The organism is Mycobacterium sp. SMC-18 (genome assembly GCF_045310895.1).
GTDB lineage: Bacteria > Actinomycetota > Actinomycetes > Mycobacteriales > Mycobacteriaceae > Mycobacterium.
Map to the genome: position 1 here is coordinate 1 of NZ_JBJIAL010000013.1, position 12684 is coordinate 12684.

12 protein-coding genes are annotated in these 12684 nt (G+C 68.2%); 5 read left to right on the forward strand and 7 right to left on the reverse strand.

Annotated elements, in window-relative coordinates:
* Positions 1-105: 105 nt before the first annotated feature.
* Both ACJH6J_RS13610 and ACJH6J_RS13615 read right to left on the reverse strand, forming a co-directional pair.
* Positions 106-1206 (reverse strand): DUF1214 domain-containing protein, encoded by a 1101-nt coding sequence (locus ACJH6J_RS13610; protein ID WP_346415305.1) that lies wholly within the window; start codon positions 1204-1206, stop codon positions 106-108.
* Entirely contained in the window at positions 1203-1778 is a 576-nt protein-coding gene (locus ACJH6J_RS13615; protein WP_346415349.1) for a TetR/AcrR family transcriptional regulator, read from the reverse strand. Before ACJH6J_RS13615 ends, ACJH6J_RS13610 begins: the two co-directional genes overlap by 4 nt.
* A 108-nt stretch (positions 1779-1886) precedes the next feature.
* Here ACJH6J_RS13615 and ACJH6J_RS13620 point away from each other — a divergent pair, with 108 nt between their 5' ends.
* The gene (locus ACJH6J_RS13620; RefSeq protein WP_346415348.1) at positions 1887-3050 is read left to right on the forward strand and encodes a sulfotransferase; all 1164 of its coding nucleotides are present in this window, start codon (positions 1887-1889) and stop codon (positions 3048-3050) included.
* Between the two features lie 10 nt (positions 3051-3060).
* On the opposite strand, the gene ACJH6J_RS13625 is transcribed toward ACJH6J_RS13620, so the two are convergent.
* Positions 3061-4830, reverse strand: coding sequence for a CocE/NonD family hydrolase (locus ACJH6J_RS13625; RefSeq protein ID WP_346415347.1), 1770 nt, complete (start codon positions 4828-4830; stop codon positions 3061-3063).
* A gap of 333 nt (positions 4831-5163) precedes the next feature.
* On the opposite strand from ACJH6J_RS13625, the gene ACJH6J_RS13630 reads away from it, so the two are divergent.
* The gene (locus tag ACJH6J_RS13630) at positions 5164-5898 is read left to right on the forward strand and encodes an Rv3717 family N-acetylmuramoyl-L-alanine amidase (protein ID WP_406774522.1); all 735 of its coding nucleotides are present in this window, start codon (positions 5164-5166) and stop codon (positions 5896-5898) included.
* Here ACJH6J_RS13630 and ACJH6J_RS13635 read toward each other — a convergent pair.
* A complete protein-coding gene (locus ACJH6J_RS13635; RefSeq protein ID WP_212807670.1) occupies positions 5895-6782 on the reverse strand; it encodes a hypothetical protein in 888 nt (295 codons plus the stop codon). The genes ACJH6J_RS13630 and ACJH6J_RS13635 overlap by 4 nt on opposite strands.
* 63 nt (positions 6783-6845) lie before the next feature.
* On the opposite strand from ACJH6J_RS13635, the gene ACJH6J_RS13640 reads away from it, so the two are divergent.
* Together ACJH6J_RS13640 and ACJH6J_RS13645 are read left to right on the forward strand one after the other, a co-directional pair.
* Positions 6846-7637: an SDR family NAD(P)-dependent oxidoreductase gene (locus tag ACJH6J_RS13640; protein WP_212807669.1), complete on the forward strand. Its 792-nt coding sequence runs from the start codon at positions 6846-6848 to the stop codon at positions 7635-7637.
* Position 7638: 1 nt separating this feature from the next.
* Entirely contained in the window at positions 7639-8739 is a 1101-nt protein-coding gene (locus ACJH6J_RS13645) for an NAD(P)/FAD-dependent oxidoreductase (protein WP_212807668.1), read from the forward strand.
* A 6-nt stretch (positions 8740-8745) separates the two neighbouring features.
* Here the strand turns inward: ACJH6J_RS13645 and ACJH6J_RS13650 are convergent, their stop codons facing one another.
* Entirely contained in the window at positions 8746-10290 is a 1545-nt protein-coding gene (locus ACJH6J_RS13650) for a carboxyl transferase domain-containing protein (protein WP_346415346.1), read from the reverse strand.
* A gap of 61 nt (positions 10291-10351) precedes the next feature.
* Between ACJH6J_RS13650 and ACJH6J_RS13655 the strand changes: the two genes are divergently transcribed.
* Positions 10352-10771, forward strand: a complete 420-nt coding sequence (locus ACJH6J_RS13655; RefSeq protein ID WP_318984041.1) for an SRPBCC family protein — start codon at positions 10352-10354, stop codon at positions 10769-10771.
* 185 nt (positions 10772-10956) lie between these two features.
* On the opposite strand, the gene lipE is transcribed toward ACJH6J_RS13655, so the two are convergent.
* Both lipE and ACJH6J_RS13665 read right to left on the reverse strand, forming a co-directional pair.
* Positions 10957-12201, reverse strand: coding sequence for a lipase LipE (gene lipE, locus ACJH6J_RS13660; protein WP_346415303.1), 1245 nt, complete (start codon positions 12199-12201; stop codon positions 10957-10959).
* Positions 12198-12680 (reverse strand): peroxynitrite isomerase, encoded by a 483-nt coding sequence (locus ACJH6J_RS13665; RefSeq protein ID WP_029119203.1) that lies wholly within the window; start codon positions 12678-12680, stop codon positions 12198-12200. The genes lipE and ACJH6J_RS13665 overlap by 4 nt, the downstream gene beginning before the upstream one ends.
* Between the last annotated feature and the right edge of the window lie 4 nt (positions 12681-12684).

A 12684-nucleotide genomic window follows, 5' to 3' on the forward strand; every position in this document is an offset into this window, starting at 1 on the left:
TCCACAACCTCACTCAGGTGTCAGCGATGTCCCGAGACATCCATGTGTCAGCGATGTCCTGAAACAGAACACCGCGGCCGGCGCGGAAAATCGTGCACAAATCCCTCAGGAAGGTGACGTGGGGGCGTCGGCGATCTTGACCAGCTGGACTTCGGGGCGGTCCGGCACCTGATCGGTCAGGAACCAGCGGAACGCCAGGTTGCCCTGCGGATAGTCCAGCGTCGTCAGCGAATTCGGGTGTGCAGTGGTGCCGCGCGACAGGACGACCGTCACCGTGCCGTCGGAGTTGGGCACCGCGCTGTAGCCGTTCAGGGAGCTGCGGGCGTCACTGGCGCCGGGGGTGGCCATGAACTGGTTCCACACCACCAGGTTCCAGAACCGGCAGGCCGGCGGACGGTGGGTGATGACGAGCGCTTCGTCCTCCGCGAGCACGAAGCTGCCGTACGAGTAGCAGGCGTCGCGCGCCGACCAGCCGAAGTTGGCGTCCGGTACCTGGTAGGGCGCGGCGAATTCATTGGCGCGATGGGCGGTTTCGTGTCCGAGGCTGGCTTCGTCGACGGCCCGCGTGCCCACCGGCATCGGCATGATGGCGAACAGCGTGCGGATCCAGGTGGCGCTGGACCGCAGCGCGGCGGCTGTCGCGGCGTCGCTGTGGCGGAACGGCTCCGGAGGATCGAGTGCCTCGATGTTCCAGGTGACCGGACGTCCCGTTGCCGGGTCGGCCTGGTAGTCGCGGGTGAGGAAGACGGCTGCGTCGGGCAGGGGGCCGAGCTCGAACGAGAAGTTGCCGTCGGCGTCGAATTCGATGTCGGTGTCACGGATTATCGCGACGACGCGGTTGGACCAGGCACCGGGCGAGGGCTCGTTGTACGCAGTCAGCGAGAGATAGACGCTGTCGCCCTTGTTGCCGAAGATCCGGTATTTGCGCTCCGGGTCCACCGGGCACATGTGGTAGTAGGCGTCGGTGTTGTCGCCGCCCCAGCGGCGGTCATGCCGGGTGGGGGTGTTGACGGCGACGAACTGCGGCCGCCCCGGCTCGGGGAACAGGTAGCAGTCGAGGGCGACGCCGAGTCCGGTCGCGAGCATGCGGTAACCGTCGGCGATCTGGCGGTCGTCGGTCACGGCGCGCGGACCCTCGAGAAAAGAGGTGTCGAGCTCGCGAAGGGTGTCGAGGAGTTCCCGCCATGCGGCAGCGGATTCGGTCATGCGCCAATACCTTTCAGGATCAGTGTGGTGTTGCGGTCTATCCAGTCGTCATCGGGGGCGGCGCTGCGGGTGAGGGCGGCGAGCAGGGCGATACCCGTGATGACCTCGGTCAGGTCGGTGGCGGTCACGTCGGCGCGGAGTTCACCGCGGGTGGCGGCGGCATCGAGGCGGGCATGCAGTCCGGGTCCGAGTACGTCGGCGAACCGGTCCAGCAGGGCGCTGTGCAGGGTGGCGTCGGCGGTCATCTCGCCGAGCAGTCCCGGGAGCGCGGCGCGGGCCGCGGGAGTGCTGAGGACCGCCACGGTGTCGCGGACCATCGCCCGTACATCGCCCGCGAGGGAGCCGGTATCCGGCAGGTCAGCGGCGATGCCTTCAGGGAATGCCGCCTCGTGGACGAGGTGGGCCTTGCTGGGCCAGCGCCGGTAGATCGCTGGCTTGCTGGTGCCGGCCTGCTTGGCGATGGCGTCCACCGACAGCGCGGCATAGCCGACTTCGCCGAGGAGTTTCACGGTCGCGTCCAGCACGGCGTCGTCGATGCGCCGATCACGAGGTCTACCAAGTTCTTTCGCCATTACGGAACTCATAGTAACATAATTGGTGTGACTGACACCACAGACGTTGTCCGGCTCGATGACCTGGCCCATCCCACCTTCACGGCCGAGGCTCAACAGTTCCGCGACATGATGACGATGATGGCGGCGGACTGTCCGCTCGATGCGGACGCACTGCACGCCAAGGCGAGCGCCGACACCGGGCTCGACGACTTCGGCCCCACCGACTACCGCGAACGCCTCGAGGTGCTGCTGGGCGCGCTCCGGCAGATCGACGGTTTCAACGGCCCGGGCGTGGTCAACTTCTACGGCCAGCTGCTGCAGCTGTTGAAGAACCGGCTGCTGCTGACCGATCTGTTGAAGCGGCACCCTGAGATTCACGACATCGAACTGCTGCCCCCGGTGGTCATCGTCGGCCTGCCGCGTACCGGGACCACACACCTGCACAACCTGCTGGCGGCCGCCGGAACCTTCCGGACCCTGCCCTACTGGGAGTCGATGGAGCCCTTCCCGCTGGCGTCCGAAGCCGGTATCGAGCCGGACCCGCGGCGCACGCGGATGGACGTGGCGGTCAACGTGATGAACATCGTCATGCCGCATTTCCCGCTGATGCACGAGATGACCACCGACCACGTGCACGAGGAAATCCAGTTGCTGGCCAACGACTTTTCCACGATGTACTTCGAGACGCTGGCCGATGTTCCCGCGTGGCGTGACTACTACGAATCCCATGATCAGACGCCGCACTACCGGCACATGGTGACGCAGCTCAAAGCCCTGCAGTACCTGCGCGGCGGCCGGCGCTGGCTGCTCAAGTCGCCGCAGCATCTCGAGCAACTGCCGGTGCTGAACGCCGAATTACCCGGTGTGGTAGGTGTTTTCACGCACCGCGATCCCGTACCGGTGGTGCTGTCGATGATCGCGATGCTCACCTACTCGGCGCGCATGCACCGCAGCCCGGTTCCCGTCGAGCACATCGCTTCGTACTGGGTGCAGCGGCTGGAGCACATGCTTGCCGCGCTGATCCGAGACCGGGAGGTCATCGGCCGGGACCGCTCCATCGACATCCGGTTCGATGATTTCATGGCCGACGATCTCGGCACCGCCGCGAGCGTCTTTGCTCTTGCCGAGGAACAACTTTCGGATACCGAGCGCAACGCGATGGCAGACTACCTGGCCGGTCATCAACGCGGCCGGCTGGGCCGGGTCGAGACGTCGTGCGAGATGTTCGGTCTCGACCCCGACGACCTCAAGGCCCGCTTCGCGCCCTACACGCAGCGCTTCCTGGGCTAGCTTTCCGCCGCTAGGACTGCGCCATCGCCGCCGGGTCGGCCAATGGCACGACCAGGTGCGAAGCGTGGACGCCGCCTTGGGAAATTCGATACGTCCCGCGCGCCAGGGCCGTCCGCTGCGGGCGGGTCGGCACCAGATGAGGGAAGTCGTACGTCGTCAGCGTCAGCCGCAGTCGGTGGCCCGGGGCGAGGAGCGCCGCGGTGGGAAACACCTCGATGTCGTACCGGGTCAGCTCACCGGGCACGACGGGCTCGGCGGCCGCCTTGGTGCTGATGTGTTGCGGCCGTAGCACGGTGCCGTCGGGCAGGAGCCAGCTCGCCTCGGGGTCGAGGGCACGATGCGAACCGAGGAGCGCCCCCTGCGTCAGCGGCCGGCTGACGCCATCGGGGGAGACGTCGTCCAGATGCGCCACCCACAGGGTCTCGGTGCGGTCGGCGGTGGCGAAGATCGTGAGGCCGACCGGACCGGCGAGCAGTTGTTCGGTATCGAACGCTTCGCTGGTGTAGGTCAGCGCGTCGCGCTGCAGCCGGGAGTTGTCCTGGTCGTACCGGACACTGCGGCCAGTCTGCGACACCATGAAGCTGCCCATGCCGAGGCTCCACTGCTCCAGGCTGCGCCCGGAAACCGGTCCGCGAGAAAGGTATTGGAGCGTGGCGATCGACTCGTCGGCCGACGGGGTGGCATGCAGGCCGCCGCCGAGACCCAGGTAGAGCCGCGTCGGGGTGGCCTCCGGGAACGGATAGGCGTTGGTGCGGAACCATTTAGGGCTGCCGATGGCCTGGAAGCGCACCGGCGCACCGGTGACGGCCGCGGTGTCGTCGTCCTTGAGCCAGTGGTTGAACCAGCGCAGCTGCAAGGCCTGCAGATGCTGACCATCGAGATCCGAGACGTGATACCAAGGGCCGGCCATCAACTGGAACTTGTCGGAGACGGGCTGATCGGCGGTCATGGCGGCGCCGGCAGGACGCCCGGCGAAAGTGTTCTGCAGCGCCGCGTAGTTCAAGGGCGCGCCGCGCTGGAAGGCGTCATGCCAGCCGGCCACCAGAAACACCGCGACACCGTTCTCGACGATCTTCGGCACCACATCCGCGGGACGCATGGTGTCCCAGAACGTGCCGTCGAATGCGGTGTCACCGCCGGCGATCGCGTCTTTTATCAGGCTCTTGAAATAGCTGCGCTGGTCGCGACCGCGCTGGCGCACCGCGGAAATACCACCGGCCCTTGGCCTTTCATGCCCACCGCGATGCGCGAACTCCAGCGCCGGGTTGATGACGTTCAGCAGCGAGTAGGTGGCGCCGTAGGCCCGGACCGTGCGCATGTGCGGGACGCCGCCCATGGTGACGACGTCGCGGTAGAAATCGTTGGCGGCCATCGCCGGGAAGATCGCCTTCAGCGGCGAGCCGGGACCCACCGCGGCGGCCGTCATGAGCTGGTTGATGGCCAGGTACGAGATGCCGAACATGCCGACACGGCCGTTCGAATTGGGCAGGGCGGCAGCCCAATTGACCAGGTCGACGCCGTCCTGCACCTGTTCCGGTCCGAGCATCTCGAAGGAGCCGCCCGACACGCCGGTACCCCGCACGTCGGCCATCACCTCGATGTAGCCACGCCGGATCAGGTACGGCGTTGCGCCACCACCGATCTGGGCGGCCGGCGGGGGTGCCTTCTTGCCGTACGGCGTCATCGACAGCAGCACCGGGAAGGGGCCGGAAGCGGGCTCGCCCGTCGTCGGGTCGGTCGGATAGTGGATATCCACCCGCAGCGAGATGCCGTCGCTCATCGGCACCGCCACGTTGTGGTGCACTCCGACGCCGTACTGCGCCGGCGGGGCTTCCCAGGCCGGCAACAGTGGTGATGGGCTGGTCTTGCGGGTGCGCGTGGCGGCCCAACCGGCTATGGCCTTGATTCGGGCCCCCACACCCGCTGTCTCGACATTCGTCTCCACGCCTCGACCGTACGCCGAACCCGAAAGAAGTTATTGCTTCGTGACGGAACCGTGTCAGGGCGCTCGGGGGTGTTCCCAGTCTCGGTCCGTAGCATCCGATCAGTGACCAGTAGTCCGTGTGAAAGAGACGACGCAGGTAAGGGCGTCGGCTGCATCTCGCGCCGACGCATGCTGAGAATGGCTGCCGCGGCGCCGGTTCTGGTCGGTATGCCCGCCGTTGTGTCGTCACTCACCGCGCCCGTGGCCAAAGCCGCTGGTCTGGCCGGCGCAGTCGTGTTCCTCGACCCGGGGCACAACGGGGCCAATGACTCGTCGATCAGCAAGCAGGTGCCCACCGGCCGCGGCGGCACCAAGGACTGCCAGACCAGTGGCACGTCCACGACGGCGGGCTTCCCCGAACACTCGTTCACCTGGAACGTCGTGCTGCTGATGCAGCAGCAGCTGGCGAACGCCGGCGTACAGGTCCACCTGTCGCGCAACAACGACAACGCTCTCGGTCCGTGTGTCGACCAGCGCGCCGAGATGGCGAACGCCCTACGGCCGAACGCGGTCGTGTCCGTCCACGCCGACGGGGGCCCCGCTGGCGGCCACGGGTTCCACGTCAACTACTCGGCGCCGCCGCTGAACCAGGTGCAGGCCGGGCCGTCGGTGCGTTTCGCCCAGATCATGCGCGACAAGATGGTGGCCGCGGGGCTGACGCCGGCGACCTACATCGGCAGCAACGGTCTGTACGGCCGGGCCGACCTGACAGGCCTGAATCTCGCTCAGTACCCGTCGATCCTGGTCGAGTGCGGCAACATGAAGAACCCGCAGGAGGGCGCGGCGATGGCCACCATGCAGGGGTGGCAGACCTACGCCAACGCCATCTGCCAGGGCATCGCGGCGTTCATCCAGGCCAGCTAGAGCTCGGCCAGCGCAACCCCGGTGACACCAGGACCCAGCTGTGTCAGCTCGCGGTCGGTCCCGTCGGCGAGGTTCACGACGCGGATGCCGCCGGTGCGCAGCTCGCTCACGTAGTAGGTCGTGTCATCGGCGGTGGTCAGACCGATCGCCTCCTGATAGCCGCGGGACACGATGTCGTAGGTCCCGACCGTGGGCTGGACCCGGCCGCGGTTGAGCGTGTTGCCGTTCGGTTCGGCGCCGCGGTCGGTCCAGACCAGGTTTCCGGATGCGTCGAGATCGAGGTCGATGGGCTCGGGCAGGTCCTGCCACAGCAACTCGATGTCCGCACGGCCCGCGGCGGTGTGCCCCACCGGGATGTCGGTGCGGCAGCGGAAGATTCGGCCCTGGCCGGCGTCGGATGCGCCCTTCTGCGTCCAGTAGACCAACTGCTGCACCGGGTCGACGGCGATGCCCACGCAGTGGTGCCGCGGGTCTTGCGCATCCGGACCGCTACCCGCCACCACCAGCGTCTCCAGGCTCGAGCCGTCCAGCCGGCAGCGCAGCACCTGCATGCCTTCGCGGTCGCACCAGTAGAGCAACCTCGCGTCGAAGTCGGCCGTCAGCTGCTTACCCGTGGTGAACGCGCCCCGCGGCACGATGGTCCGCCGGTCAGAACCGTCCAGGTTCACACGCTCGAGCGACCCGTTACGGGTGAAGAACGTCCGGCCGGTTTCGGGGTCGGGCGTGCCCATGTTCGTCCAGTAGATGTGGCCCCGGGCCTGATCGACGACGATGCCGTCGGGCGTCTCGTCGACATCGGCGACCAGCGTCCGGACCCGTGAACCGTCGAGGGACACGGCCAGGATCGCCCGCTTGGCGATGTGCAGAACCAATAGTTCGGTCATGCCACGGATTATTCAGCGGGGTCGCTAGCGTTGTGTGACCGGAACATTCATTGGAGGCTGATTGTGCACATTGATCTGACCGGCAAAACCGCCCTGGTAACCGGTTCCACGCAGGGCATCGGGCTGGCCATCGCCGAAGGGCTGGCCGCCAGCGGGGCCCGCGTCGCGGTGAACGGACGCAGCGAAGAACGCGTCCAAGCGGCCGTCGCCGAACTCACCGGCAAGGGATTCGCCGACGTCATCGGCGTCGCCGCCGACGTCACGACCGAGGACGGCGTCGCCCAACTCGTCCAACAACTTCCGGATGTCGACATCCTGGTGAACAACCTCGGCATCTTCGGGTCGACGCCGGCGCAGGAGATCACCGACGACGAATGGCGGCGGTACTTCGAGGTGAACGTGCTGTCTGCTGTGCGGCTCATCCGCACCTACCTCCCGGGGATGACGGAGCGCGGGTGGGGCCGCGCGATCCAGATCGCCAGCGACTCGGCGATCGTCATCCCGGAAGAGATGATCCACTACGGCACGTCCAAGACCGCGCTGCTCGCGGTGACCCGCGGTTTCGCCAAGGATGCGGCGGGTACCGGCGTGACGGTGAACTCGGTGATCGCGGGCCCGACGCATACCGGTGGCGTCGAGGACTTCGTCTATCAGCTGGTCGACAAGAACCTGCCGTGGGACGAGGCGCAGCGCGAGTTCATGATCAAATTCCGTCCACAATCGTTGCTGCGCAGGCTGATTGAGCCCGAGGAGATCGCCAACATGGTCGTGTACCTCAGCTCGGAGCAGTCGTCGGCCACCACCGGCGCCGCGGTGCGCGCCGACGGCGGTTACGTCGACTCGATCCTGCCCTGACGTGCGGGGGCGCGTCGTCATCGCCGGGCTGGGGGACAGCGGCATCCTCGCCGCTGTCCGCCTGGCCCCGCACGCCGACGTGGTCGGTATCTCGGTCAAGGACGGCCTGGTCAGCGGTCAGGAACTCGGCATGCGCGTCGCGCGGCCCGACGCCTGGGCGCGGGACTACTTCATCGGTTTCCGGAGATTCCGTGGCCTGGATTCGGTGCGGATCGTGCACGGGGCGCTGACGGGCGCCGACCTGGATGCCCGCACGGTCACGGTGGAGACGGCTGACGGTACCGAGACGGTCGAGCCGTTCGATGTGCTGGTGATCTCGACCGGAACGACCAACGGGTTCTGGCGCCGCCCGACGCTGCAGACCGCCGACGACGTCGCGGCGGATCTGCATGACACCCACGAACGCCTGGCACGGGCGCAGCGCATCGCCGTCGTGGGTGGCGGCGCCACGGCGGTGAGCAGTGCCGGGAACCTGGCACGCAGCTGGCCCGACAAGGTCGTCGACCTGTATTTCCCTGGCGCACAGATACTTCCGGGTTACCACGTCGGGACCCAGGTGCGGGTCGCGCAACGGTTGGCGGAACTCGGCGTCCGGCTGCATCTCGGGCACCGCGCTGTACTGCCGCCGAATCGCGACGAAATCACCGCTGGACCAATCGAATTCAGCACCGGCCAACCGGACGGGGAGGCCGATGCGGTGTTGTGGGCCGTCGGTCGGGTGCGGCCCAACACGGCGTGGTTGCCTACTGAGATCCTCGACGACGACGGCTTCGTCCGCGTCACCCCGGAGCTGACGGTGCCCGGGTATCCGGGTGTTTTCGCGGTCGGTGATGTCGCGGCCACCGATCCGTTGCGCACCTCGGCCCGTAACGGTGGCGGTGCGCTGGTGGCACGAAACGTCCTCGCCCAGTTGAGGTCCCGCAAGCTGCGCCGCTACCGGCCGCCGGCCGTGCGGTGGGGTTCGGTGCTCGGTCCGCAGCCCGACGGGCTGGAGGTGTTCACGCCGTGGGGACAGGCCGTCCGGTTCCCGGCGTGGACCGTCGACCGGGTGTTGCAGCGGTTCGTCGTGCGTCGTCAGCTGTATCGCGGCGTGCGGGATTGAGACCGTTCACCAGGTGTCGACGAAGCCCCGGCGCGGCGGCAGGCCCGCGGGTTCCGCGGTCGCCAGTGTCGCGGCGATCAGCGACCGGGTCTCGGCGGGGTCGATGACGTCGTCGATCTCGAACATCGAAGCCGAGTTGAGCGCGGCGGCGTTGGCCTGCGCGGCGGCGGTGGCATCCCGTACCGCCTGCTCGCGGGCCTCGTCATCGGCGATGGCCTCGAGCTCCTTGCGCAGCCCGAGCCGCACGGCACCCTCGAGTCCCATCGGTCCGAGGTGTGCGCCCGGCCAGGCCACGGTCAGCAGTGGCTCATGCAGGCTGCCGCCGCACATCGCCTGTGCGCCAAGGCCGTAACCGCGACGCAGAATCACCGCGATCAGCGGGACGCGCAGGGCCGCGCCGGCGACCAGCAGCCGCGATCCGCGCCGAACCAGTGCTTCGGCCTCGGCCGCCGGTCCCACCATGAATCCGGGGCAGTCCACGAGGGACACCACGGGAATCCCGAAGGCATCGCAGAGCTGCAGGAAGCGGGCCGCCTTGTCGGACGCCGCCGCGGTGATGGCACCGGCCATGACCATGGTGTTGTTGGCCAGCACCCCGACCGGCCGGCCCTCGATCCGGGCCAGCGCGGTCACCAACTCCGGGGCGAACTTCTGCCGCAGGAAGGTGACAGAGCCTTCGTCGGCGAGCGTCTCGAAGATCGGCGCGACCTGATACGCGCGGCGGGCGCGCTCGGGAACGATTGTGCGCAAGGCGGTTTGGTCCGGCGCGGTGCCGGGTGTGGTGGGTCCGCGGAAGTAGCCGAGCAGCCGGCGGGCGACCGAGACCGCGGCGGCCTCGTCGGGCACCACCACGTCGACGACGCCGTTGGGCGCCTGCACCGAGATCGGGCCGACGGCATCCGGCGCGATGTCGCCGAGTCCGCCGCCGGCGATCATCGCCGGGCCACCCATGCCGATCGACGTGTCCTCGGTCGCCACGATCAGATCCGAACAGCCCGCGATCACCGCATTGCCCGCGAAGCAGCGGCCCTTGACCACCGCGATCCGCGGTACGACGCCCGACAGGCCGGCCCACAGCGCAAAGGCGCGGACGTCCAGTGACGACACGGTCGGATGATCGGTGTCACCGGGGCGTCCACCGCCACCCTCGGCGAAGAACACCGTGGGCAGCTTCATCCGCTCGATCAGTTCGAACAGCCGGTCCTTCTTGAGGTGCCCGAGGGCGCCCTGGGTACCGGCCAGCACGGTGTAGTCGTACGACAACACCGCACACGGGTGGCCGTCGACGTGGGCCGTGCCGGCGACGAGGCCGTCGGCGGGAGTGCGCGCGATCAGATCGTCGAGCTCCCGGCGAGCCCGTTGGGCGGCGATGGCGAACCGGCCGTACTCGACGAAGCTGCCGTCGTCGACCAGGTCGTGGATGTTCTCGCGGGCCGTCCGTCCGCCGGCGTCATGTCGGCGCTGGACGGCGTCCGGTCGGGCGGCATCCTCGGTGAGCGCGCGGCGGCGCAGGAGCTCGATGTGGTCGTCGCGGAACGGTACTTCGGGCATTGGGCCGGGCATGGGGACAGCCTGCCAGGCGCCCTGCGCGGGGGTGCGGCATGATCGGTCCATGCAATCGACTGCAACCACCACTGTTGCCCGCCCGATCGACGTTGTTTGGGCGACCCTGATCGACCACGAAGGCATGGCCAACTGGGGTCCCGGCATCAGCGTGACCATCGACCAGCCCGGCACCCCCGCACCCAACGGCCTGGGCGCGGTCCGCCGCATCTCGGCCCCCGGGCCGGCGCCGGCGATCGTCGAAGAGGTCGTGACGTTCGACGCCCCCAACGTGTTCGGCTACAAGGCCCGTTCCGGCGTGCCGTTCCCGGGCTACGCGGGCGAGGTGCGGCTGACCCCCGAGGGCACGGGCACGCGCATCGACTACTCGCTGACCTCGACGGCGTCGTTCCCGCCGGTGAAACTGGCGCTGATCGCCATCAACCAGGTGCTGCTGCGCCTGTTCGCGAAGGCCGCGTCGAAGGCGTAGTCGGTACTCCGGATCGCACAGGTCGTCTGGAGAGCTGCCGCGGCGGCGAAAGTACGCGGCTTCAGTGAGAACGTGCTCGTGCCAATGTGGTTGAACTCAGGTACCTTCTGCGGCCGTCAGCGGTCCCTGAGTTCAACAATCACCGGCAGATCGCCATCGCGTATGAGCCCACGTACTTTTCGCCGCTACGCGGACCGGCGAATCTCCCGGGCGATCGTGTCGAGCAGCGCCGGGTACCGGTTGGCCTCGGGATGCCCACCGGGCTTGCCGCTGCTGACCACGGCAGCGGCAAGGTTCCGGGCCGGGTCGGCCCACACCGCGATGTTGGTGAGCCCGGTGTGCCCGAAGGCGGCCGGTGCGTCCCGGCCGAACGGGCCGAATCGCTTGGAGCCCAACATGTATCCGGTGCCCCAGCGCATCGGCTGAAGTCCCACCGCGATGTCGGGCCGCAGGCGGCGGCACGGGGCGGTCGCGGCGCGCAGCGTTTCCGGCCGCAGCACCCTAACCCCGTCGAGTTCCCCACCGCGACACAGCATCTCAGCGAATCGGGAGAGCTCGACGGCGTTGGAGACCGTGCTCGACGACGGCACCACGCTGGTCAGGAAATCCGGGGTGTTGCTGAACGGGATGATCTGGTTCGGGGTGCCGCCGACGGCCTTCTTGAACGCCGCCGCCATGGGCGCCGGCAGCGGCTTGCCGGTCACGTGGCTCGGCGCGACCAGCGGAACGTCTTCGGGCGCAACACCGTAATTGGTCCAGCGGAAGCTAAGCGGCTCGAGGATCTCGGTGGCCAGGATGTCCCGGATGTTGCGACCCGTTGCGGCCGAGACGATTTCGCGGATCAGTGGGCCCCAGGTCAGGCCGTGATACATGTGGACCAGGCCCGGCCGGTAGATCGGCCGCAGCTTGCCCAGCATCTCGCGGGCGTACTCGCTGTCGTTCATCCGCTTGAGGTCCGGCCGCGGCCCGGTGGCCAGCGGCACCCCGGCGCTGTGGGTGACGACGTGCCGCACGGTGGTGCGGTCCTTGCCGTGGCTGGTGTACGTCGGCAGGTAATCACAGACGCGGGCGTCGAGGTCGAGCTCGCCGCGTTCGACGAGCATGTGCACCACGGTCGTGCTGATCGCCTTGGCGGCCGAGTAGACGCAGAACGGGGTGTCGACGCCGACGGGGATCTTGTCGGCGTCAGCCGGGTCGTCGGGCCCGTTGCCCCAGCCGTGGCCGATCGCGCGGTTGAGCACCACCCGACCGTTCTGGCGCAGGCAGACCTGGATGGCCGGGTGCATCCCGGCCGCGTACCAGTGCCGTGCCGCCTGCCAAATGCGTTCCACCGCCAGCGGATCGACGTCGGTGTGGTCTTCTGTGCCGGTGGCCGTGACCGAGTCGAGGTCGGTGGGGACCCGAATCCGGCCGGTCTGTGGTTCCGTCATGCGTCCTTCCGATGCAGCACAGCCGCGAGGTGGTGCCGCAGTGGGATGCCCACGGCGGCCATGCGGACGTTGTAGCTCAAGGTGTCTCCGTCGAGCCGGAACCAACGACGCAGGGCGTCAACCTCTTTCGCGGAGTCGGTGCGCCCGATGTCGGTGGTGGCGAGGTCGAGCACGAACTCACCGTCGGTGCTGATCGTGCCTTGCAGGACCTCGGTGATGCCGGTGGGATGCGCGAGCACCCATTCGATGCGACCGGGCGCGGGCACCCGGAGATAGCCGGTCTCGGCGTGCAGGGGACGTCCGTCATCGGCGGCGCGGGTGCGCTGGCTGTAAGCCAGGAACGGCTTGCCGACATGTCCGAACGTGACCTCTTCGAGGTAGTCGAACGAAGCGATGGTCGGGTATTCACCGGAACCGGTGCCGGCCCAGGTGCCCAGCAGCGGCGCCAGGACCGCGACGTCGGGGTGCAGATCGGGCATGCCG